The sequence below is a fragment of the Ignavibacteriota bacterium genome, assembly GCA_016713565.1.
Classification (GTDB): Bacteria; Bacteroidota; Ignavibacteria; order Ignavibacteriales; family Melioribacteraceae.
The window spans coordinates 1-24,000 of record JADJOX010000002.1 but is presented as its reverse complement, the minus strand read 5'-3'; the positions used below and the strand labels follow the sequence as shown (position 1 = coordinate 24,000).

The window sequence follows — 24,000 nt, the reverse complement described above, 5'->3', positions numbered from 1 at the left end:
TCTGTTTTAATTTTTTGTATCGTAAGTACTAAAATGGTTAAAGAAATTAGAGCAGAAAACAATGACAACCCAATGCTGAACCAGTCTAAAAATACAGCCTTGGTTCACCTGGTACAACCAATATATCACTTGGTTTTAGCGTAGGTACTTTTTTATATTTTCCATCTAATTCATCTTTCCACATTAAATCATTATAATCAAATGGAATCATTACTTCTTTATTATTTTCAATTCTGTAAATTCTCAACTCATCCAAGTTTGAATCGTCTGTTGGTCCGCCCACAAAAGATAATAAGTCAATCATTTTTGTATAATCAGGAACCATATATCTTCCTGGATATTTAACAAAACCCCAAACTGAAACACTAATATTTAAAGCTTCAGGATCAGAATAATCATAGAAACCGCCATAAATATTCCGTTTTGCTCGTTCTGACCATTGCGTACCTAACTCATAATCTCCTTGGGCAAAATTAATGTTATAAAAAAATAAAGATAAGACAAAACACTTTATAATTACTTTTATCATAATATCACTTCTATAATAAGTTAGAGTTAAATTATTTTAATATTTTGGAATAATGTACTTGAAAAGATAATAATTTTTTATAAAAAAGATGTATAAAATTGTGTAAATCTGTTTTATTTTAATTCAATTGTCTCTTTTTGAATCCATTAAATTCCATAACCAAAAAAAGAAAAGAAAAATCACGATATAAAATTGATTTATATTTTCCATATTGTATCCGTTGCTGAAAATCCAAATACTGAAAATGTGTTTTAACAAATAATTCATGAGTTATTTCATATTCAATTTCAATTCCATAATATCTATAGTTTTTCCTATCAATAATATTATCAGTAAAAAGAAAATGAGGTTGCGGAATTGTTACTTTATAAGCTCTGTTTCCAATTGCTTCTGTTCCTTTTCTTATATATTGTGTCCACACCTTTGCTTTCAATCCTCTTATAAATATATAATCCAAAGCAAAATAAATCATATCTGCATTATCACCTATCCAATGACCAAGTAAAATCGATGAGCTTTCATAAGTAAGTGTTGGAATAAAATGTCTGTATTCTCCAGGATAAACTTTGGTATATTCAATTGTGGTTCCAAGGTTAGTAAACGGTAAATCAACTACATTTGCCCCGAATGTAAAAGCCATTTTATAATATTGAGTCTTTGGGTCAAAAAGTCCATCTGGAGTTAATTCATCGGCATGAAAATTTGAATACAAATGAGTATGTGGAATATGGTTTCTTGAACTCGCGGACAAAAACAACTGAGTGCTCGATCCCGCATAATTATTATTTCTCATTAAATATTCATCACCCAAATCAAAAAACATAAATGGAATTAAATAAATTACTTGCAGATTATCGGCATAAACAACGGATTCACCTAATGATACTTCCAAATTTTCCAATGGTAAAAAAGTAGCTGAATGTAGCGCGATAAATTTCGATTTAAAGCTAAACCTATCAGTATTTTGATTTTCTCTATAGCGCCAGCTAGCGTAAAATGAATTTGAATCAATTACATTCGAATTAAGCCAAGCATGAATATAATCAAACCTAAACCAATCAGTTGGTTTTATATTTAATTTAATATAAGGAAACGAAGGTGCTCTATTTGACAAAACAATTTTACCGTTTTCGCCGTAACCCCAGTTTAAAGAATTTTTACCAAAAGCAAATGAACCCCAAGCCCAACTTATACCTAAATCAGCATTTACAGTTGGATATTCCAATCTTACGTTATCTGCGAATAATAAATCAATTGCGGGTTTATTTGAAAAGTAGTTATAAAATTTATTTATGTGTCCGGGAGTTTGTCTAGTATGTTTTAACTCAAAATTGAATCCCAAAAATTACCAAATTCACCATTAAATTTTATACCGGCGAACAAATTATTATAAGTTGTTTTTTCCCACTCACCTTTTCGTAACCTAGAAGCGGACTAACATTCAATTTCATTAAATTATTTTCATAACTTAAAGCTCTAAATCTATTATAATCATCTTTCGAAAAAAATGTCAAATTACCTTTACTGAAATTACTTTCTTAAATATTTCCATCACGAGTTCTAACTTCAAATTCCCAGCTCTTATCCAGCAAATCCCTTTCTTTGCATATTTTCAGCGGTTGAATCGATGGACTTTTTATCGTCAATTGAATTTATATTATTTGAAGAAACAAGTCCATTAGCTTTAGATAAACGAATTTTAATTTGATTAATTTCATAACCGAATTCAGACTCATAAAACTCCAGCTCATCTTTCTGAAGCGATGTGAGTTTATTAACATTATAACGAGCTTCAATCAATTTTTCCGCCGCATATTTTCGCGAAATTGGTTTTACCAAATCATCATATTTGATAATACCCTTCTGAGCAAGCTTAGACAAGTACGGATATATTTTGCTATCTAAGTTAATGCTGGATACTTGTGCGGTAACGTATGTAGAGAAAAATACAAATGCAATTATGTTAAAAAGAAGTTTTAGATTTCTCATTATTTCCCGTTTTAATTGTGATAATTTTTAATTGATTTAATAATTAGTATAATTCAGTTATTAAATATTAAAATATAAAGATAAAATAAATTTTGTAAAATTTTAGTTTATAGTACTCGTTCAGCAATTAAACTTTGATGTGAAAATTCCGGCACAAGTTCGGAAAAGGATTTAATTATTTCTTCTGAAGAATAATTATTACAATTAGAAATTAGAGTGTCAAGTCTTGCCTCAAGATCAGAAGGGATAAATTCGCTAGAATTTTTAGCAAACATAATTTTTTCATGCTCCGTCCTAATATATTCTTCACCGTCTTTAAATAATTCTTCGAACATTTTTTCGCCTGGCCTTAATCCGGTGAATTCAATATCAACATCTACACCTTCTTCCAATCCGGCTAATCTAATTACATCTTTTGCTAAATCCAATATTTTAACAGGTTCTCCCATATCTAGCACAAAAATTTCTCCTCCATTACCTAAAACCGATGCCTGCAGCACTAACTGAACCGCTTCCGGTATCGTCATAAAATATCTAGTAATTTCGGGATGCGTGATAGTTAAAGGTCCACCTCTTTCAAGCTGTTTTTGAAAAGTTTTAATTACACTTCCTCTGCTGCCTAAAACATTGCCAAAACGAACAGCCTTAAAGTTTTTATTATGGTCAACAGCCGCTTTAAGCACAATCATTTCGGCTACTCGCTTTGATACACCCATTAAATTTGTGGAATTAACCGCTTTGTCGGAAGAAATTAAAATAAAATTCTGTGTTTCAAATTTAATTGACATATTAACTAAATTTTTGTGCCGAGTAAATTATTTGAAACAGCTTCTGATGGATTTTCTTCCATAAGCGGAACATGTTTATGCGCTGCTGCATGAAAAATAACATTTGGTTTAAACTCTCTAAAAATTACTTCAAGACGATTTACATCTTTAATATCGGCAATTCGACTAATTATTTTCGTTTTACTTTTATTTTGATTTATCAAAAATTTAAGTTCTTCTTCAATTTCAAAAATAGAATTTTCGCCATGCCCTAAAATCACTAACTCTTTAGGATGACATTTAAGTATTTGCCTGCACAATTCACTTCCAATTGAACCGCCCGCACCGGTTAATAAAATTACTTTATCATTTAGCAGATGTTCCACTTTTTGAATATCCGTTTTTATAGGCAGTCTTCTCAGAAGATCATGAATTTGAATTTTTCTTAATTTACTAATGTCGACCTTTCCTCCTAGAATTTCATTAATTCCGGGAACGGTTAATGTCTCTAAATTATTTTCGCTTGCAATATCTAAAATTCTTCTTAATTGTTTTCCGGAAGCCGAAGGAATAGCTATAATAACCTTTTTAATCCTAAATTTACGCGCAATTTTGCCCATTTCATCTATTTTACCTGCAACCGGAACGCCTCGTATTCTTAACTTAAGTTTAGAAGGATCATCATCGAGAAATGCGACAGGAGTCATATTTAAATAATTGTTTTTCTGCATTTCTTGAGCTACCGATGCTCCGCCTCCGCCCGCGCCTATAATCAAAACGTACGTACCGTATGATTCCATTGCAAGTTTTCTCTCGTCTATTCTTTCAAAAAACCTTATACTGAATCTGGACGAGGAAACAAATAAGATTACGATTGTACTTTCAATAAACGGAAATGAAAACGGTAAAATATGAAGCGGTATTGAATGAAATGTTCTTAAAATAACAAACAAAATCGATTCGATTAAAACCGTATTAACCCCAATATAAATAAGTCTGGCAAGTTCATCAATACTGGCAGTTGCCCAGAATCTTCTATATAGATCGAAAAAATAAAATATTGTTAATTTTAACACGGAGAATAATACTGTAGCAAAAAGAATAGCGCTTCCGTATTTGGAATAATCTATATTACCGTCCAATCGCATAAAAACTGTTAAATACGGCGCAATTAGACAAATAAATAAATCTATAAAGAAAAAATGTCTGTTTCTTAAACGTTTTGTAAAACGAGCTATGTTTTTATATGGCATTTTTGGTTTTAATTTTTAACTTTTTAATATAGAAATATTATATACAAAATAAATTATTAATACGGCAAAAATCAATACTATTTTCGAAATTCTTAGGTTCTTATTTAACTTATTTTATTATACTTTCCTTTGATTCTCTTTACTTGACCACATTCGCCAGTTGTCCAATATTTTTAATATTTTTTTTTAAAATCATGGGTTTCATTTACCAATAATAATTTTATAACTCTTCATTTTAAATTTCTTTGTACTCATTTCTAATCACTATGTTTTGGATAATCAATCTTCTATAATCCATACCCTATCGAAAAAGCAATTAAATTTCCTTCATATAACAATAATTTTTTATTTAATTTTTCGTCAATATTCTTATAATCAAATTTTAAATTGAAGTTATGCAATATTTCATAACTTAGATTACAGCCATATTCAACAACTTGATTTTTCTCGCCCCATAAAAACGTTTGATAATCCTGATATCTTAATTCGTCAAAACTTTCCTCTGAACCTTTTCTAACAACGGAATAATACAAATTGAAGTTTAGCCCGCGTATAATTCTTTTCTTAAAAGACAAATAAATTTGATCTGCGTTGCTTCCAATCCAATGTCCCATTTCATAACCGTAATTTGCGTAAGTCTGCGCTTTATCAACGTGAAAATATACAAATGGATTTATCCTCGAATATTCTAAAATTAATTCACTTTCCGGAATTATTGGATCAATAGATTTTATTCCTAAATTATAAGCAACTGCCTGCGGATAATCAGAATTACCGGCAGATAATTCATCAATAAATATAGAACCATAAAATTTAGTTTTTAATGTAAAATTTTTATACCAAATTGAAGCAAATAATTGCGCGTTTCCCGCGCTTTCATCGGGATCAGTTAAATAATGATCCGCGAGCCTGAAAAATGCTACGGGAATTAAATAAATAGGCTCAAATCTGTCACTGTAAATAACAGATTCCCCAAGTGAAATATTTAAACTACTCAGCGGTGTAAATGAAAACATATGAGTCACAAAATATTTTTCAATTTTTGGATAATGATCTCTTGAAGTACCAATCCTTATATCGGATGAATCAATAATTTGCGAATTTAAATATCCATGAATGTAAGAAAATCTAAACCAATCGGAATGTTGAGCCTCAAATTTAATGAATGGAAAAGACGGCGCTTTATCGGATAAAATCAATTTACCGTTTTCACCGCTGCCGTAATAGTTAAAATCTTTACCGAGAGTTAAGCTTCCCCAACTCCAAGAATAATTTATATTGGCATTCATTCTATCAAAATCAAAACCGTTAGTTTGACCGACTTTGAATTCATAACCGGTCAATGATGTAAATTTGCGATAACGATCTAAATTGTCTCCTCTTGGATGATTATCACAAAACTGAAGCTCAAAGCCAAAATTATTTCCAAAATTCCCATACAACCTTAATCCGTTTGAATAACTCCATAAACTTCCGTTCCGGAATGAATTATATGAATACCCAAGAATAGGATCGATGAATAATCCGAAACTATCATTGCTGTAACTTAAAATTCTAAATCTGTTGTATTTATCAAATCCAAAATTATCATTTTTCAAATCAATCAATTTATGCTTTACTTCATAATCAGTTAAATCAAATCCAAGTTTATCTAATTCAACGGCATATTCTCTAATGTAAAATATAAATTCATTTTCTTCCATTCCGCTAATCTTAACTGAATTATCTCTTATTTGCGATTTATTTTTTGAGTCATTATCAGCAACTGAATTAGTATTTAATGACTTATCATTTTGTTTTTCATTTAGGTTTTGTGAAACTGAAATGCCCATTTTTGAATATTGAAAAATTCTCTGCAGCTTGCCGGCTATTTCCATTCTGCTGTAAGGCATTATCTCTTCGTTTGTCTGAATTATTCCCTTAGCGCTCATTCTTTCAAGAAATGAATAAACACTGCTTGTTGCCGGCTCATAGTTTACTTGGGAGAAAGTTACTGTGAAAAGTGAAATATGAAATATGAAAAAGAAAAAGTTGAAATGTGAAAAGGTAAAGAAGTGGAAACGTGAAAAAGCGGAATTGATAAAATGATTTGGTATATCAAAATTTAAACTTGATATTTTCCTGAAGTTTAGAAAATTTTTATAAAAAGCTAAAAGCCTAATAATATTTATTGACTTAATTTTCATTTTTTATTTATGTATTTATGAAAAGCATTTAGAACTCAAATCAAGTTCAGTGATGATTGATAATTAGATATTAACATGATGCATATAACAAAGTTAAAATAAATTTTTTTGAAACTTTTATTGCTGTTCCAAAAACTTACAATCTTTGATAACTTTCTTGCAGGCCTGAAGATTTTCGTGAACATCATCTATAATTTTGGAAACAAACAAAAGGTTTGAATTCTGTTTTACTAATGAGTTACACCTTTTCCAAACAAGGCGCTGATAAATGTCAAAAATATTATCTTTAGATCAAATCCGAAAGATTTTTTGCTTAAATATTCTTTTTCTAACGCAACCTTATCAGGTAAAGAAAGTTCATCCCTACCATTTATTTGCGCCCATCCTGTTAAACCCGGCAATAATTTATCAACACCTGCAATTATCCTCAATTGCATTAAGTCATCTTGATTATAGAGTGCTGGTCGAGGGCCGACAAAAGCCATATCGCCTCTAATTATATTTAATAAATTTGGCAATTCATCCAGACTTAATTTTCTTAACAGGTGACCGAATTTAAGTAGATACTTCTCAGGATTTTTAAGAAGATGTGTCGCCACATTTGGCGTGTTTTTTTTCATTGTGCGAAATTTATACATAGTAAAAAAAGTGTAATTAATTCCCACTCTTTTTTGAGTAAACAAATATGGAAAACCATCCTCAACAACTATTGCAAGAGTAATAATTAAAAATAAAGGAGATAAAAGAAGTAAAAGCAATAATGCAATAATGCGCTGCATACTTTATCAGTCGGAAAGTGAATAAGGTAATTTTATATATTTTTCTAATTTTGTAGTAGAATAAATATTATCAGTAAGCAGTTTTATACTGTTTTCTTGTAAAAAAATATTATTTAATAATTTACCTAAAGTGTAAGCAGTTTTAGGTATTATCTTTGGAATAGTAATTTGAGTTTTGATATTTGTATAATTCAGTAAATCATTAAAAGTATAAATTTTCTGATCAGCAATATTATATGTTCCGCTTGGCAGTTTGCCTTCTAGTATTTGATTTACAGCATAATATATATTTTTAATATTCAACAAAGATAGTTTGTTTTCACCTTTCCCAACTTTGTAATTTTTACCTTTAATTGTTGTTCTGCGGGTAATATTTAATTTAAATTTTTCTGAATATACTGGTGCAAAACGCAATATCCAGCTTTTGTTACTAAATGTTTTATTTAAATAATTTTCAGCTAGTATTTTTGTTTTTGCATATGGGGAATTTGGATTTAAAATATCTTCCTCACAGTAAAAATCTCGATCCATTTTTTCGCCGTAAACCGAAATTGTACTTGAAAAGATTATTTTTGCAGGAACTTTATCTAACTTCTTCATAGATTCAAGAAGGTTAATCAATGTTATAAAATTGATTTTTTCAAACACCGGATAATCTTGATTTCTGCCCTTGTCATGTGCTAAACCAACTAAAAATATCAATACATCAAAATGAATTTGCTGATTTATAAAATTTTCAACTCTCTTTATATCTGTTAAATCTAAATCACAATAATTATTGGAAATATGTGCCCCTTTCCCAATACCAAACAAATGATAATGACTCTTTAATTCGTTGAATAGGTAGGAACCAATTATTCCGTTCTGACCGGCTAGAAGTATTTTCATTTAATTATGGGACTAATTGAATTATGTAGTTTCAGCATTTTATCGAAAATAATATGATCTGAAAATTCTGCTTTAACTTGAAGCTGAGAATTTACTGACATAGATTTTCTTTTTCAATATCGTTACATAACATAATAATATTGTTTTTTATTTCTTGCGGTCCTAAGTTCTTTAATACAATACCATTATAATTATTTTTTACAACTTCTTTGCAACCCGGATTATCAGAACAAATTATTGGAATGCCAAATGATGCGGCTTCTAATAGTGCTTTTGGTACACCTTCTCCATACTTGGTCGGAAAAAGAAAAATATCGGTATCTTGATAAACTTTTGTCATATCCTCAACATGATCTAGCCATAAAATATTTTTGCTATTCTTTAACTGTTCGAGATAAGATAACGGAATAGCTTCGGGGTTTTGTTCGTCTGGTTTTCCAGCTAAAAGAAATGTAATGGAATTATTACCATCCAGTTCAAATAGTTTTGCTGTTTCAATGATTTCTTTTACTCCTTTCGACCAAAGCATTCGACCGGCAAAAAGAACATTAAAATTGTTTTTTATCAAAATTTCTTTTGACGGCTGAACTGCAACACCTACACCTTTAATAAAAAAAATATGTTCATGATTAGTAATTTTATTTGCAACAAGAAATTCATTATCTGAGGAATTTTGAACAATTGTATAAGACTTCTTTTTTAGTAAAATACCTAAGCCAGATTTTAGAATGTACTCTTTTAGATTTTGTTTCAAACCATGTGATGTTGTTAGGTAGCCTAAACCAGATATTGCATTACAATTACGACTTTGGATAAAAATAAACTGGAAAAAAAACCAAATACTATTGGTTTTAACGCAACATTATGCAGTATTACATTTTGTTTCTTTTTAGTTCGCTTCTAATAAATATTATATTACTTACAAATCTAAAAGGATTTTTATCATTCCTATTCCAGTTTATATTTACTAACTCAAAACCGCTTTGTTCTAATAATAATTTATATTTTGAAACTTTTGTAATTAAAGTAACAGTAAAACCATTTGCTATTAAAATTTTGCAATTGGTAATCTATGTGAAACAAAATACCAGTCTTCAGTAACTATAAAAACAATATGCATATGATTTTATGAAAAATTAAAAGTGTATTTTTAATTTATTTAAAATAATTGTAAGTTCTTCATTTTTAAGAACAATTAATGTAAAGATATAAAATCCAAATCCAGAAATCGAACCAATAGAAAAATTAATATAGTAATTATTTGTTAATGCTAACCAATCATTAACATAAAAAACAAACAACATTACTATTAGGCCTATTATTACTTTAAGTATAAGATTTAAAAAATTATTAAAATTGCCGTTGACTAACTTTCTAATAAAAAGTACTGTAAAGTAAAATAAAAAAAAGGTGGAAATAGATGTTCCTAAAGCTAATCCTACTGCCCTGAAATGTTGAACTAATATTATACTAAAAACAATATTTATTAAAATTGACACTACACTCAAGATTAAGGGCTTTTACTATCTTGAAAAGAATAAAATATTTTATTTAATATTTCTTTAAAACCATAAAATAACATAGAAATCGAATAGGCAATATAAACTTCAGAAGTTAAGAGCACATTAGAAATACTGAATTCACCCTTTTATAAATAATGTTTTTTGCTATTTCAATTTTTAATTGGCTTATTTCTTTTTTAACAATAAGATCCGAAAAGATTGGATACATTATTGTACTTATTACCAAAACAAACATCCCTGAAGAAAAATTCATTAATCGGTTTGCATAATTCAAAGCTGAGATATTACCCTCATTTAAACTAGAACCTAATGAAGTATCAATTATGACGTTAAGTTGTTCAACAACAATACTTAAAAATACAGGAAAATCATTATCTGCATTTTTTAAAAGTAGTATCATTAAAATTTAAATTAATTTTATATTTAAAATCTTTAACAAAAATATATTTCTGAATTGGAATTTGTATAACCCAAGAAAGAACACCACTTATTGCTATAATATAAATACCTAAATCTTTTGCAAAAATAAGTATTGATAGAAGCACCATTAAGTTATTTATTAAGTGTATGACTTGTTGTCCAAAATATCTTTTATTTACATACTGTAAAGATGAAAAGATTCCAACTATAATATTAAAAACAAAAGATAGACAAACAATTCTTGTAAGGTTAATAGCTAAAGTTTTAGTTCTAAAATCAAAAGCTGGTGCAATCAAAGAAATTATTTTAGGAGCCAAAACAACACCAACTATAGATAAAAATAAAGAAATAATAGCATAAAAAGTAATTACATTGTTTGCAAATTTATCTGCCTCAGTTTTCCCAATTGAAAGCCTTCGTTCATTATACAATGGTAAAAATACAAAGGCAATTGTAGTATAAAATCCTAAAAAGAAAAGTGAAGGGACACTATTTGCAACGAAATATGCATCTGTTTTATAATTAGATCCAAAACACCTGATATTACGATATCTTTTCCAAAGGCTATAATTTTACCACTTACTGTAAGTAACACTACAATCAAACTTGATTTTAGTAAAGTATCTTTCTTTTGCTCATTTAACATTAATGCCAAAAATAACCTTCGCTCATTGAATTTATTCTTAATCTTATTACTCTAATTTTTTAAAATAATCTATGTATTAGTAAAAAATTAAAGAATATTTACATTTTGGATAAATAAAATTGTAACGTTTATGTTGAAATGACCACATCAAAATAAAGAAAATGGTTGATAAGTAACCTTCAGGAGTATGTAATAATTGGTTATTGGCAGGCACAAAAATTAATCCAAGTGTTAAAATAGAAAATAAAATAATTGAAAAAGGATTTTTATATTTTGCTTCTTGCCAAGTGATTGCATAAATATAACCTATAGGAATAAAAATAAATAACGTACCAACAAAAGTAAAAGCAGATGCAAACCAGGAAAATATTGAATGCCATTTTGACTCACCCCACCCAGTTGCTGCACCAACTCTATATGGGTAAGTTTCAGAAATACTTACAGGCAAACCAACAATTTTATCAAGAAATATTGTTAAAGAATAAGAGTGACCAACAAAAAAGTCCAAACAAATGGTAGATTTAATGCAAAGGATAAACCAAATAAACCATTAGTAAAGTAAAAAGTTAAAATACTTGCTGCTAGGCCAAGATTTATGCCTAATATTGAGAAAAAAATGTTGTCGGTATCATATTGCATTAAAGGATTTGCTGCATAATTTATATTAAGATCAGTCACACCTAAGGCACTATATCTCATATTTAACACAAATAGCAACCTCAGCAATACCTACTAACACCATAATAATGGGTTTTATATTTTTTTTAATCCAAGAAATTTTTGCCCCATCTTTTTTTGTATATTCCTTAAAAAAAAGTGAAACAGACAAAAAATTATAATATCGCCAAATTGTTTTTGTCTTCCTTGACCAACGGTATTAATAAAAATCATTAAAAAATAAGTAAGTATTACAAGTACTTTATTTTTTTTATTTAAAATATTAAAATAGAATGGACCTAAAATCAATACGGTTAAAAGTGGAACTTGCAGAAATATTTTAATTATTTGCCAAATACTATAATTCGCCTGACCTCTTATATAACCTCGATATGCATTTTGGTATGCTTCCCCTAAACTAAATAACGAAAAATTTGCATCCTTGCTTAAAACCATACTTATAAAATCCCCAAGTTCCATAAATACTGCAAGAATAATCGCAAATTTCAAAATTTTTAATATTTTATTATAATCTCTTGTATTATCTGGTCTAAGGGTAACATTTAGGTATGAATGAACACCCCTTGAATATCCAAAAGAAAAAAATAGTACAAAAAAAGATATGTAAATTAAAACTGAAAATTTGTCATACCCAATGTATTTTACAGGTCCCCAAAAACTAAGGAATAATACTGAATAAATATATATATTAAAGATTCTTAATGGTTTATAGTTAAATTTATTCATGATACAATAAGAGTACAGTTTTCTAAATTGATTTTGTTATGAAATCTATTCATAATTATAATTTTTCAAGAAAATCAATCATTTTTTCCTTATAGTTATTATAATCAAAAATGTTACTTTCCAAACAATTATTACTCATTTTAAAATTTCATCTTTTAAGTGATAAGATATATTTCATTTTAATTTCTTGTTCATTTTTATTACTTATACTTAAATAATAACCGTTAAGTCCATCTTCTAAAAAATTTTCAATATTTGACATTTTATTGGTTATAACTCGTGTACCTCATGCAATTGATTAAGATCACTTAGTTGGAAATACTGCTTCAGTTACTCTATCACTTTCTCTTAAAAATATTGTAAAATCATGATTTTTTATTTCTTTTAGGATTTCATCATGACATTTTCTTCCATTAAAAATTATATTGTTAGCTAAATTATTTAATATGTCTTCATGTTCTGTATAAACAGACAAGTAATTTTCCTTTGTTATACCGTAAATATTCAAAATAAAATTTTTATGATTATTTGATATTCTATAGAAAAGTGAAATAATCTTGTCAAGTCTATCCTTTATTGATTTACGCTTTTTATCAATTCTTTTTATTGTAAACGGGCTGCCTGCATAAAGAAATCTAATTTTTTTATCATTATTATTTTCAGTCTTTTGTATTTTCATCAAACTTTTATTATCAAATATTGTTGGGACTTCAATAACATTGCATTTATTTTTTTTATAATAATGATTTAAAAATTTACTAGTGGCAATTACTCCATTAGCTTTCTTATGTTCGTATCGCATTCTTAAAGTTGAATCTAACCATTTTGTAAAATTAAAAATTATTCCTCCGCCACGTCCACTATACCATTCAGTAGCATCAGAAATAGTAAAAAACCCCATCTTTTTTTACTTTTTCTTAACCTATACTGAATTAAAAATGGATGATTGTAAAATACTAAAGCAAATAAATCATTTTTATAGTACCTTTTAATTAAAAATTCCAAATCATATATAGACCCAATATATTTCAACCAATTTATAGAACTTTTAGGATAAGAAACAGCCCATGAGTCAAATCCAAAATATTTAGTTTTTGTTGTCTCAATTTTCGAATTATCAGAAAGATATTTATCAATCCCTATAAAAACCACATTATAACCTAATTCTCTGAAAAGTTTTCCAACAGCCACTACTCTTTGAGCTGCTGCATTTCTATCTGGTAATTCAAAACCACCAATGTATAAAATTGTTTTTTTAATTTTATTCATTAACTAACGCAAATTTGTATTTACAATGTAAAATCAATCAAAATCAAGATTATAAAAATCATATAAAATACTATTGTCTTTCATAAAATCTTTAAGTTCTTTAAAACATCTGGAAATAATTTTTATTTTCAGTTTTAATTTGTTTTCTAGAATCAACTAAACTTTTGTCAATTTTAAACTTATAATTTGGTTTTATAGTTAATCTTCTTTTAAAACTTCATTCAATATTGAAAGTAATTCAAATTTGGTTATTTTTTTGAAAGGAGCCAAATTATATAATCCAGTAAGATTATTTTCAATTGCTATTTTTATTGATTTCGCTAATTCTAAAGTAGTGACCCCATTCCACAAAGCATTTTTTATAACCAAAAAACTGAATCTTCTTGTTTTCAAAAACCAATCCATTAATTCTTCTGATTGATTTTGAGTACAAGGGCCAATTTTGAGGTACGAATTGTTAAATCCTTGGCATTGTTAATTTCACCGAATGCTTTTGTTTTACCATAATTGTCTTTTGCATCTGATAACGATTCTTCTAAATAATCACCCTTTTTTCCAGAAAATACACAATCAGTGCTGATTGTAATTAGTTTGTTATCTGTATCTTTTAGTAAAGTAGCAATATAATTAGGTAAATAAGAATTTATATAGATAGCTTTGTCAAATTTATTATTTGACTCTTCTATTAAAATACTTAGTGTATTAATTATGATCGTCTCTTTAAATCCACTTAATAAATTCTCTATTTTTTTTGGTGATGCTATATCTATTTTATTTCCAATACCACTAAAATTTTCATTGAGATAATAATCAAGAATTCTATAATTTTTTATTCTCTTGAAATAAAGATAAATAACATGACCTAACATTGTATCTGTACCAAGTAATAATATTTTTTTTATATTTTTCATAAATTATTTGTACCAAACTTCACGATTTACATATTCTATATAAGATAATATTATTCTAATTACTTTTACACTAACGTTATTAACATCATAATCACTAACCACAGAAATTTGCTTTTTATTGTCTTTTTGATCTACAACAACATTTATAGAGTCAATAACATTTTCAGCTTTAAGTCCTGACATAATTACAGTTCCTTCATCCATAGCCTCAGGTCTTTCGTGGGCTTGTCTAATCATTATTGCAGGAATTTTAAGATTGACGATTCTTCAGAAATGGTTCCACTGTCAGAAATTACGCAAAATGCATTCTCCTGTAACTTAACATATTCGAAAAAACCAAAAGGCTTTAAAATTTTAATAAATTGCTTTTATTTTTATAATTTATTTTCTCCATCTTTTTTCTAGTTCTTGGATGTGTTGAAATTAATATTGGAAATTATATAATCCAGCAAGAATCTCGAGTGTTTTTAATAATTCTTCAAAATTAAATTCAGAATCAACATTTTCTTCACGATGAATACTTACAATAAAATATTTATTTGTTTCAATTTTAAGTTCCTTTAAGATGTTAGTATTTTCTATTTTCTTTGAATAATATGTCAAGACTTCTTTCATGCATGACCCTGTTTTAATAACAGTCTCTGGATTTAGCCCTTCATTTAGTAAATAATTTCTGGCATGATCAGAAAGAGGCATATTGATATCACTTAAATGGTCAACAATTTTTCTCTGTTTAATTCTTCTGGAACTTTGATCGAAACATCTATTACCAGCTTCCATATGGAAAATTGGTATTTTTCTTCTTTAGCCGGAATTACACTTAGGCAACTATTTGTATCCCCATAAAGTAAAATAGCATCTGGCTTTTCTTTTTCTAATATTGGGTCAATTTTTATTATAACTTTACCAATTGTTTCCGCAGCATTTTGGCCTGCAGCTTCTAAAAATAATCCGGTTTTTTAACTTCTAATTGTTCAAAAAATATTTCATTTAATTCGTAATCATAATTTTGACCAGTATGAACTAATATATGATTTGTATATTTTTCTAACTCAGCCATTACCCGACTCAATTTAATAATTTCTGGCCTTGTTCCAACAATAGTCGCTACCTTTATCATAATTTTATTCTCCAATATAAATTATTATTATTCATATAAATGATTTAAATGTTCCTTAATAAAATGCAAATCTAACAGCATTTTTTTTAATTCAGTATGATTTAATCTTTTTGCATTATGAGAATTATATGTTAATAAATCACTTTTTCTGTGTGTACCTTCAGAAAAATATTTACTATAATTTAAATCTCGATCATCAGGTCTAACTCGATAATAATCGCCAAGGTCTTCTGCAACTAAACATTCTTCATCTGTTAATAATGATTCATAAAGTTTTTCTCCGTGCCTTGTCCCAATAATTTGGATTTCATTTTTAGCTTCAAAAATTTCTAAAAGTATTAATGCTAATTCTTTTATTGTACATGCGGGTGCTTTTTGAACAAATAAATCTCCTGAATTTCCATTCTCAAATGCAAATAAAACTAATTCAACAGCATTTTCTAACGACATCATATATCTAGTCATATCTGGATTTGTAACAGTTAGTGGCCTTCCCGCTTTAATCTGATCAATAAATAGAGGGATTACTGAACCTCTGGAAGCCATTACATTACCATATCTAGTTCCGATAAAAATTGTTTTATCAGTTAATCTAGACTTGGCAACATAAAGCTTTTCCATTAGTGCTTTAGAAATACCCATAGCGTTAATCGGGTAAACAGCTTTATCTGTGCTAAGACAAATAACCTTTTTTACACCCATTTTTATTGATGCATTTAAAACATTTTCTGTTCCCAGTACGTTAGTATTGGCAGCTTCCATCGGGAAAAACTCACTTGAAGGGACTTGTTTTAACGCCGCGGCATGGAATATAAAATCTACCCCCTCCAAAGCCCTTTCAATAGAGTTATATGTACGAACATCTCCTAAATAAAATTTTAATCTTGAATCGTTATATTTTTTTCGCATATCATCCTGTTTTTTCTCATCACGGCTGAAAATTCTGATTTCACCTATTCCTGTATTCATAAATCGATCCATTACTGCGTTGCCGAATGAACCGGTACCGCCAGTAATAAGCAGCGTTTTTTGTTCAAACATTTTCCCTCTCGTTATATTTTATTATATTTTATTATATTATATCTAATTATATTATTCTAATATTATCTTATTTTAGTTACAGACTTTAATGTTTTTCTTGCGCAAAATTCCCAAAAATGATTTTCATTAATCTGATAATCTTCATCTATAATTTTATAATTAATTAACATTATCAATTTATCTTTAAAATCTAAATTTATGTCTTTATAAGAAAAAATAGATGTTTGATAATTAAAATCCGAAGATATTTTCTTTAAAAGATTCCAATTCTTGATATAGTATTGGTATTCTGTTTACCAACGCTTCCTTAAACGGCAACCAAATGATTCGCAAAGAGAAGGAGCAACAAAAATATCTGCTTTATTAAAATAATTTGCAAATCCTCATATTTTGCAGCGGTAACCAATTTAATAAACTCATTTTTTGGGTCCAGTTTGCTTAAGATCAATTTTAGTTTTTTTGTTCCGTATTTAGCCTCAGGTCCCACAATTTTTAATTCTAAATTTTTATAGTCATTTTTTAACTCAGAAATTTTAAATACTAACGGGACTAAATTTTTATGTAAAGCATGGCTTGATACAGTCAATAATTTAATTTTCTCACTTTTGTTTTTTGTTATTGTGTTTTCATTTCTTGCATTTGAAAGAAAGTTTTTACTTACACCATGATGAATTACTGTATCAGTATAATTATTTTTTTTAAGAAACTTTTCAATTTTTGTTTTGATTGAACTGGATACGTAAATTATTCCGATGTTTTTTTATAAGTAAGAAGCATCATTTTTTTTTTAACTTTAGAACATAGAAAAATAGTGTACCTTTATAAAAGGATTGACCTTTAGTGTCAAATGGCAACATACTTTGAGCTAATGCAATAAAAGGTTTAAAATTACCTAAATAAATACCGCCCGGGAAAACATAATTGAACACTTATTTTGCCTAGCTTCCTTTCCAACTTTAATTTCTGCCAATTAATGCATTAAATGAATTCTTGTTTGGCAAAACTACATAATCAATGAAATTGGCTTGGGTAAATTTTCATAAGTTTTTCCTGTTACCCAGACGATAATTTTTTCAAATTTATCTAGTTTGGGATCAGCATTTGCCAGTAGTTCTTTTAGATAAACTAAAGATCCTCCATTTCTCTAATATTATGGGCATCAATACCAATAATCATAAATTTTCGTACTTATATTTTTATTAAGCTTTATTTATTCCCATCTTTGCAAGCATGCATTAGTTAAAAATGCTGCTCAATTTAGTAATCTTGGCAGTTTATTTTAACATTTATTTAATTATTTATAAAAATATTAATATTTGAGTATTTCATAAAAATCGATCCTGAAAAAATAAAATATAATGGGAGAACAGCAGAACCCACCCCAATCCACCATGATTCAATTTGAGCATAAAAGTTCAGCGAAATTAAGAAATGCAAAAGCAAATTTTAATAATTTAATTTCTAAGTCATTTACCGTATTTTCACACCCACTTAGATTTAAGAAATTTTTATCCTTAAATGTTTTAATTATTTTAAACCACATTATTTTCAAAGGAATTCCTATTACATATAAAAACAAGATTAGTCCAATTATCCCAGTTTCTTCAATTATAGCCAAAATGCTTATGGTTTTTTCCCTTCTGTAAATTTCACCTTCAGCGGTTTTATCAAAATACCCAAGCAAAGGATCATTAAACCTAGTGTCACTAATTCCATATCCCAAGCCAAAAGTCCGCCTCTTAAAGCTGAATCCCATGAATACTTAATTGTCAAAGACCTTCTTTCACCAAAATAATTTTCATTTTTTACTAATGTCACACTATTTTTTGAAGTATAGTTTGCAGTAAAGTATACAGTTGCAAAAATTATAAACACAAATAATAAAATGTAAGAAAGTGTTTTTACAAATGAAGTGGTTAAAATAAAAAAATAGACAAAGTGATAAAAAAGACTTAAAATTGCTGCCTAGAAGTACTAAGTCCTATAATGATTAAATTTATTATAATTAAAAACATTGCGATTTTTTTTTTTTTTTCATTTAACATTAAAACTAACTGCGCCAGAAAGATAAATATACTGTCCTAATTATTCTGATGATTTGTAAAACCTATAAACCTAAACCATGTCCGCCTGTCCATGCATTATTTAAGTACTTAAAATAAGTGAGAAAATAGATACCGATACTATACCGTAATTAATCAGCAATAATGAATTTAGAAGTATTTTGTAATTTTGCTTGTTATTTGTGATCCTATTATAGTTTGAACCTAAAACAGTAATTAAAAAATGGCGCGTTGAAGTGTGAATATTGGATACTCAGACCAAATTGCTGTTAAAGTTACCCAAATTAGAATCCTATTACGAAATAACAATATTTTTATTAAGTCCTGTTTAGGTAAATCTGTTTTCAAACCGCTAATTGCATAAAGTAAAAGTAAAAGAGGCAAATAAAATACAATTTATTTACTAGAGGAACCCTCTTGAAAACAAAGATAGGTTAAATATAGAAGAGAAATATATTTGAATACTTGATTCAACTATAAAGTTAAAAGACTTTTCCGGTTTGAATTGGCTATGATTATTTTACTTACAGAAATACTTTTTACAATAAAATTTTTACTTGACAACAGTGTAAAAGTAGAATGTACTTACTATGCTATTAAGCAAAGAAGTCTTAGCGTTATGACTTGGAAATAAGATATATAGTACTAGGTTAGAATAAAGCAAAATTAGTGGAGAAATTTTTGATATTTGACACTGAGCACTATTAATAATAAATTAAATAAGATGCTATTCAAGTGGTACTGTATTACCGTATATACTGCATAAATAATTAAAAATATATGATAAGTATGTTTTAGTAATTCATTGTCGATATCTCAGGTACTTTGGGAAAATAGTAAACAACAGAAAATGCAGCTATACTTCTATATAACACAGCCAACGTAACATAGAAACAAACGCATTCTTTATTTTTCTCTTTTTCATTATCTTTCGCCGTATAGATTGTATGTTCCATAATATTACCAAGATAAGCTTCTGGCGACGTTATACCCCGATATGAAAGTAGTAAGAATTGGCGATTTTAAGATTAAAATAATGGTTAAGAATGTATTTGTCAGCGATAAACGCAAATCCTAATGAGGCATTAACAATAAATGCGGCAAATCTTAATTTGTAATATCAGTATAACTGCCGTCACCTTTATAATCTTTCCAATTATTATAATAAATTAAAAGCATCCATAAAATCCGGGCAATAGGGAAAACGTGAAATAATTCATAGATCTGAGTTTTTCAATAAAATAAACAAAGATGAAATTAAGATAGGTCCCATAAATAATTTATAATAAAATAATTTCTACAACTTTACCTTCAAATAAGTTTTTCATGATAAAAATATTTATGAATATATAGAAAAAGAATATACAAATATTACGGTGGTATATATATATTCATTATAGTCTTCCCTATTGACTGACACCGTTATTATAATCATAATTGCGACATTAAAACCAAGGCGAATAATTGTAAATGTTGAACTTTTATTCTATTTATCGCGAAATCAAACCAAGTTTGGAAATAATATTACAATTATTGAAGTGTAATAAATTTTGTTAAATTATTGTATTCTATTCCAGTCGTAATGTAAGGTATTACTAGAAAACAATTTACTAATGAAAAAAAGTTCTACCTATGTAAAGTAACTTTTCAGTAAGGCAAATTAAATGGTTAAAGTGCTCAGTTAATCCAGAATTAATTGTATTGATAGCTATAATTACTTTCAACTGGCATTTAAAACCTTTTTCAATAATATATTTAAAAAGTATTTTAAATTGTATTAGGCATTACAATTCTAAGTATATGATTGAAGGTACTTCAAATTTTGGAACTGTTAAAAAAATATCGATCGTGGCGATATTCTCAACATATTTAATATGTTTAAATTTTATAATTTTAAATAAATAACTTTAATAATTTATATAAATTAGTTAAATAATAATTATATCTATTTCCAATCATGTTTTTAACATATTTAACATTACTTTAATTTTATTACAGCTTCGCCATATCAGTCACATGGATATTTAAAATTTAATAAATTTATTATATAATGTATTAATAGAGCAATATATAATTATTTGTAATTGAAGCAATTATTTGGGAACTATTTTTTTGTTAAAATGTTAACTTATTGTAATTAAAGAAGTTAAATGAATTTTAATTAAAATGGGGTTAAAAATATATTGCAAATAAATAGAATAAATTTATTGAAGGGATTTTAAAATTGATTAAATTGGGCTTATTTTCATTGATCTGGCTTAATCCAAATACGAATTTCAATTTAATAAGTCTAGTTAATGCAGCTTAGGAGTTTAAATATTTTAAGAATTTGAATCTACTATTACTTTCTCTCTTTCGATTTTCGTCGTTTTGATACGTTACGCGCTTTCAGCTTCTCTCCTTTGCTCAACGACCGCAAGATTATTTCTTATTAAAACAATTTACTTTTAAATCACCGGTTACTGATTAATGCCGATGGATGGGTAATTTTTTGACTTGTAATTAGGCATGTATCGAAGTAACATTTCACGTTTCTTAATGTTAATCAAACCAATTACTTTATTATCGATAAATTTATAAGTCTGCTCGATTTATCACAATGAGCGATCCCCATTTTTCATCGAATTTTAATTTCTGTCCCGCTTCACTGAACCAGCCAATTATTTTGCGGGATTTGACCACCAACGCAAAATCCGGAACATCTTTTGTTACAACTGAACCGGTTCCAACAAACGCGAATCTCCCTATTGAATGTCCGCAAACTATAGTTGAATTGGCTCCAATGACTCTCCTTCTTTAACCAAAGTCTTTATATAATATTGGGCCCCTAATTATGATATTTACTTCTCGGATCCAAACATTTGTAAAAAACCATTGACGGTCCGCAGAACACATACAATCTTCTAAAGTTACGCTTCTTCATACACACGAAACATTATTTTGGACTTTCACAAAATTCCAAGAGTTATATTATTCGGATATTAACATTTTGACCTAGTACACATTTTTACCTAATTTAGCTCCGCTTAACGTGAAAAATGTCATATTTTAAAACTTCGCCAATTTCTTTACGTTATCATCAACGACTGTAAAATATCTCTATAACATTTTTTCCTCGCCTATATATTTTCCAGCTAGAAATTGAATTTATTTATTTTTGATTGATTCTTAATTCTCATCACTCATTACATGGATAAGAATCACTTCCCAAGAATCGGATGGGCATATTCAGCTTTATCATCAACTGCATTTCTGATTTCATGCAAAATTCACCGTATTGTCTTGCGTCATTTAATCCAAACCCTACCATTTAAAATTGACTGATAACTTCAGTAAGTTCCGTAAAACCGTCACTGAAATGAAATTCTTCACCGTCAAGTTTAGAAGGCGAGAACGGTAAATAAGCCATTTTCACAACTGTTTAAAGAGCGGTCCTGATTTTTCACAATAATAAAACCATCTGATGTTTGCGCGTTCAAACTTAAAACTGCTTACTTTTCGGCTGTTCAAATATAAATTTTATTTGTCTAGACTTCATGAAACTCATCCTAACATATCAAAAAAATGAAACCCGATATTTGTTGCTACTCCATGATTTTTCAACCCTTTCCACAATAATCATACCACGAACTCTTGATGTAATGTGTTAGAATAAATTTTCATGCTTTGAATTTTCTTCTGTTTCCTACTTTATTTTTCAAATCAATTATTGCTTGATGTTCTCTAAGCTGAAGTATATTATAGATTTTTTTTCCAGTCTCATTTTCCAGTTCTTCTAAAGCGTCTAGATTCCATGGATTCAACACAATCGGTTTTCACAAATAGTCAGCGTCCGTTCTTACGGCTAAACGTATGGGAGGTTGTTCAAAAATTCATGAACAAATACTTAAATAATGTATTCTTTCACTTATCGATTTTCTATGGACATTTCCACATATCTTTCAAATCTTTCAAAGTCAACAAAAACCAACATTTGGGAAATAGCGGTCAAGAATTCTACAGAATCATGTGGATTCAATGTCAGTGATTAAATTATTACCTGTATCTTTAGCTGCTTGAAGATGCCTTGGCGCGATATATCCGGCAACGCCGGTAATGGCAAAATTTTTCATAATTTATTATTTTAGTTCCTTTAAATTCTAATATTAAAGCATATTTAAAAGTAGATCTGAAATTCGTTTACTTAGCCAATCCATCTCCATAGGATTAAGGCAGAATTTGGGCTATTTTTCATAAGCAGATTTATCATCAATAACAGAAGATCTCCTACACCCGGTAATTATTTTTAGCTTATCCGTACCAACTAATTTTACTGCACCCTCATTTAAAGCTTCTGGTCGTTCTTGTATCATCTCTTCATAACCAAAACAGGCTTTATTTAACTTAGCTTCTCTTGAACACCGCTTGAATCAGTTAAAATTATTTCAGAATTCACTGACTAATGAAATAAAAATGGAAGATATGTCTGAGGATTGTAAGCAGTTTAATATTTCTTTTCTACCAAGAATTTTATTAACCGGTTCCTGAACATTTGGATTTAAATGTACCGGATATATAAAATGATAATTGTTATATTTATCTGCAAGTTGAGCAATGGATTCGCAGATGTTGGTTAAACCTTCGCCAAAATTTTCCCTTCTATGCCCGGTTATTAAAACATATGGCTTCAATTCTTCTATTTTAACTTCTTTAGTCCATCAATAAATTTGATTAACTTCATTAACTTTATCAATAGCTAGATAAAGAGCATCAATAACTGTATTGCCGGTTAAAAATATTCTATCCTTTGGAATTCCTTCATTTAGTAAATTATTCATTGATATTTTTATTAAAGCAAATGCGGTTCAGCTATTCTTGATGTCAAAACTCTATTCATCTCTTCAGAAACGGAGAATATTTTAAACGTTCCTAATCCGGCTTCAACACTACCAACTTTAATTTTATGATAAAATGCAACTAAGGAAACAGCCATTACCGTTGTTATATCTCCTTGAACCAGAACTATATCATAGTTGATAACTTTAAAATAATCATCAATAGAAGAAATAACTTTTGCGGTTAATTTACCAGGTGATTGGTTTGGCTGCATTAAATCTAAATCTAAGATCCTGAACAATATCAAATATTTCTAAAACTTGATCAAGCATTTCTCCATGTTGAGCAGTAACGCAGATATTAACTTCAAAGTTACTATTCTTTTTAATTCAATAAT

The 24,000-nt window shown here is 28.2% G+C and carries 29 protein-coding genes and 1 pseudogene; 1 reads left to right on the top strand and 29 read right to left on the bottom strand.

Annotated features, from left to right (window positions below; all coding sequences use genetic code 11):
- Positions 1-85 precede the first annotated feature (85 nt).
- From IPK06_02340 to IPK06_02220, 25 genes and pseudogenes are all read right to left on the bottom strand, one after another.
- On the bottom strand, positions 86-529 hold the full coding sequence (locus tag IPK06_02340) for an SLBB domain-containing protein (protein ID MBK7978853.1): 444 nt from the start codon (positions 527-529) through the stop codon (positions 86-88).
- Positions 530-647: 118 nt separating this feature from the next.
- Positions 648-1,871, bottom strand: coding sequence for a hypothetical protein (locus tag IPK06_02335; protein MBK7978852.1), 1,224 nt, complete (start codon positions 1,869-1,871; stop codon positions 648-650).
- A gap of 25 nt (positions 1,872-1,896) precedes the next feature.
- Positions 1,897-2,043, bottom strand: a complete 147-nt coding sequence (locus IPK06_02330) for a hypothetical protein (protein ID MBK7978851.1) — start codon at positions 2,041-2,043, stop codon at positions 1,897-1,899.
- Between the two features lie 67 nt (positions 2,044-2,110).
- Entirely contained in the window at positions 2,111-2,518 is a 408-nt protein-coding gene (locus tag IPK06_02325; GenBank protein MBK7978850.1) for a hypothetical protein, read from the bottom strand.
- A 107-nt stretch (positions 2,519-2,625) separates the two neighbouring features.
- The gene (locus IPK06_02320; protein ID MBK7978849.1) at positions 2,626-3,306 is read right to left on the bottom strand and encodes a polysaccharide biosynthesis protein; all 681 of its coding nucleotides are present in this window, start codon (positions 3,304-3,306) and stop codon (positions 2,626-2,628) included.
- 5 nt (positions 3,307-3,311) lie between these two features.
- Entirely contained in the window at positions 3,312-4,538 is a 1,227-nt protein-coding gene (locus IPK06_02315) for a polysaccharide biosynthesis protein (protein ID MBK7978848.1), read from the bottom strand.
- Between the two features lie 287 nt (positions 4,539-4,825).
- Complete coding sequence (locus tag IPK06_02310) at positions 4,826-6,724, bottom strand: hypothetical protein (protein MBK7978847.1); 1,899 nt, start codon at positions 6,722-6,724, stop codon at positions 4,826-4,828.
- A 230-nt stretch (positions 6,725-6,954) separates the two neighbouring features.
- Complete coding sequence (locus tag IPK06_02305; protein ID MBK7978846.1) at positions 6,955-7,503, bottom strand: sugar transferase; 549 nt, start codon at positions 7,501-7,503, stop codon at positions 6,955-6,957.
- A 6-nt stretch (positions 7,504-7,509) separates the two neighbouring features.
- Positions 7,510-8,391 (bottom strand): NAD(P)-dependent oxidoreductase, encoded by an 882-nt coding sequence (locus IPK06_02300; protein MBK7978845.1) that lies wholly within the window; start codon positions 8,389-8,391, stop codon positions 7,510-7,512.
- A 91-nt stretch (positions 8,392-8,482) separates the two neighbouring features.
- The gene (locus tag IPK06_02295; protein MBK7978844.1) at positions 8,483-9,145 is read right to left on the bottom strand and encodes a glycosyltransferase; all 663 of its coding nucleotides are present in this window, start codon (positions 9,143-9,145) and stop codon (positions 8,483-8,485) included.
- Between the two features lie 382 nt (positions 9,146-9,527).
- Complete coding sequence (locus tag IPK06_02290; protein MBK7978843.1) at positions 9,528-9,890, bottom strand: polysaccharide biosynthesis C-terminal domain-containing protein; 363 nt, start codon at positions 9,888-9,890, stop codon at positions 9,528-9,530.
- An 11-nt stretch (positions 9,891-9,901) separates the two neighbouring features.
- Positions 9,902-10,015 (bottom strand): hypothetical protein, encoded by a 114-nt coding sequence (locus IPK06_02285; GenBank protein MBK7978842.1) that lies wholly within the window; start codon positions 10,013-10,015, stop codon positions 9,902-9,904.
- Positions 10,006-10,314, bottom strand: a complete 309-nt coding sequence (locus IPK06_02280) for a hypothetical protein (GenBank protein MBK7978841.1) — start codon at positions 10,312-10,314, stop codon at positions 10,006-10,008. Before IPK06_02280 ends, IPK06_02285 begins: the two co-directional genes overlap by 10 nt.
- Positions 10,286-10,876, bottom strand: a complete 591-nt coding sequence (locus IPK06_02275; GenBank protein ID MBK7978840.1) for a hypothetical protein — start codon at positions 10,874-10,876, stop codon at positions 10,286-10,288. Before IPK06_02275 ends, IPK06_02280 begins: the two co-directional genes overlap by 29 nt.
- A 180-nt stretch (positions 10,877-11,056) precedes the next feature.
- Positions 11,057-11,488, bottom strand: coding sequence for a hypothetical protein (locus IPK06_02270; protein MBK7978839.1), 432 nt, complete (start codon positions 11,486-11,488; stop codon positions 11,057-11,059).
- Between the two features lie 245 nt (positions 11,489-11,733).
- On the bottom strand, positions 11,734-12,117 hold the full coding sequence (locus tag IPK06_02265; GenBank protein ID MBK7978838.1) for a hypothetical protein: 384 nt from the start codon (positions 12,115-12,117) through the stop codon (positions 11,734-11,736).
- A gap of 571 nt (positions 12,118-12,688) precedes the next feature.
- Positions 12,689-13,285 carry a hypothetical protein gene (locus IPK06_02260; protein ID MBK7978837.1) on the bottom strand — a complete coding sequence of 199 codons (597 nt, stop codon included), beginning with the start codon at positions 13,283-13,285 and terminating at the stop codon, positions 12,689-12,691.
- The gene (locus tag IPK06_02255; GenBank protein ID MBK7978836.1) at positions 13,225-13,653 is read right to left on the bottom strand and encodes a hypothetical protein; all 429 of its coding nucleotides are present in this window, start codon (positions 13,651-13,653) and stop codon (positions 13,225-13,227) included. The genes IPK06_02260 and IPK06_02255 overlap by 61 nt, the downstream gene beginning before the upstream one ends.
- 198 nt (positions 13,654-13,851) lie before the next feature.
- The gene (locus tag IPK06_02250; GenBank protein MBK7978835.1) at positions 13,852-14,058 is read right to left on the bottom strand and encodes a hypothetical protein; all 207 of its coding nucleotides are present in this window, start codon (positions 14,056-14,058) and stop codon (positions 13,852-13,854) included.
- Positions 14,058-14,564 (bottom strand): sugar nucleotide-binding protein, encoded by a 507-nt coding sequence (locus IPK06_02245; GenBank protein MBK7978834.1) that lies wholly within the window; start codon positions 14,562-14,564, stop codon positions 14,058-14,060. Before IPK06_02245 ends, IPK06_02250 begins: the two co-directional genes overlap by 1 nt.
- A 3-nt stretch (positions 14,565-14,567) precedes the next feature.
- Positions 14,568-15,684: pseudogene (gene wecB / locus IPK06_02240) on the bottom strand (UDP-N-acetylglucosamine 2-epimerase (non-hydrolyzing)).
- A gap of 27 nt (positions 15,685-15,711) precedes the next feature.
- Positions 15,712-16,725 carry a polysaccharide biosynthesis protein gene (locus IPK06_02235; protein ID MBK7978833.1) on the bottom strand — a complete coding sequence of 338 codons (1,014 nt, stop codon included), beginning with the start codon at positions 16,723-16,725 and terminating at the stop codon, positions 15,712-15,714.
- Between the two features lie 307 nt (positions 16,726-17,032).
- Positions 17,033-17,311, bottom strand: coding sequence for a hypothetical protein (locus tag IPK06_02230; protein MBK7978832.1), 279 nt, complete (start codon positions 17,309-17,311; stop codon positions 17,033-17,035).
- A gap of 810 nt (positions 17,312-18,121) precedes the next feature.
- Positions 18,122-18,481 (bottom strand): hypothetical protein, encoded by a 360-nt coding sequence (locus IPK06_02225; protein MBK7978831.1) that lies wholly within the window; start codon positions 18,479-18,481, stop codon positions 18,122-18,124.
- A gap of 1,101 nt (positions 18,482-19,582) precedes the next feature.
- On the bottom strand, positions 19,583-19,744 hold the full coding sequence (locus IPK06_02220) for a hypothetical protein (protein MBK7978830.1): 162 nt from the start codon (positions 19,742-19,744) through the stop codon (positions 19,583-19,585).
- A 1,643-nt stretch (positions 19,745-21,387) separates the two neighbouring features.
- Here IPK06_02220 and IPK06_02215 point away from each other — a divergent pair.
- Entirely contained in the window at positions 21,388-21,588 is a 201-nt protein-coding gene (locus IPK06_02215) for a hypothetical protein (GenBank protein MBK7978829.1), read from the top strand.
- An 859-nt stretch (positions 21,589-22,447) separates the two neighbouring features.
- Here the strand turns inward: IPK06_02215 and IPK06_02210 are convergent.
- The 4 genes from IPK06_02210 to IPK06_02195 all read right to left on the bottom strand — a co-directional run bounded on the left by IPK06_02210 (position 22,448) and on the right by IPK06_02195 (position 23,877).
- Complete coding sequence (locus IPK06_02210; protein ID MBK7978828.1) at positions 22,448-22,594, bottom strand: hypothetical protein; 147 nt, start codon at positions 22,592-22,594, stop codon at positions 22,448-22,450.
- A gap of 618 nt (positions 22,595-23,212) precedes the next feature.
- Positions 23,213-23,458 (bottom strand): UDP-N-acetylglucosamine 2-epimerase, encoded by a 246-nt coding sequence (locus tag IPK06_02205; protein MBK7978827.1) that lies wholly within the window; start codon positions 23,456-23,458, stop codon positions 23,213-23,215.
- 27 nt (positions 23,459-23,485) lie between these two features.
- Complete coding sequence (locus IPK06_02200) at positions 23,486-23,605, bottom strand: hypothetical protein (protein ID MBK7978826.1); 120 nt, start codon at positions 23,603-23,605, stop codon at positions 23,486-23,488.
- An 11-nt stretch (positions 23,606-23,616) separates the two neighbouring features.
- A complete protein-coding gene (locus IPK06_02195) occupies positions 23,617-23,877 on the bottom strand; it encodes a UDP-N-acetylglucosamine 2-epimerase (GenBank protein ID MBK7978825.1) in 261 nt (86 codons plus the stop codon).
- Positions 23,878-24,000: the final 123 nt, after the last annotated feature.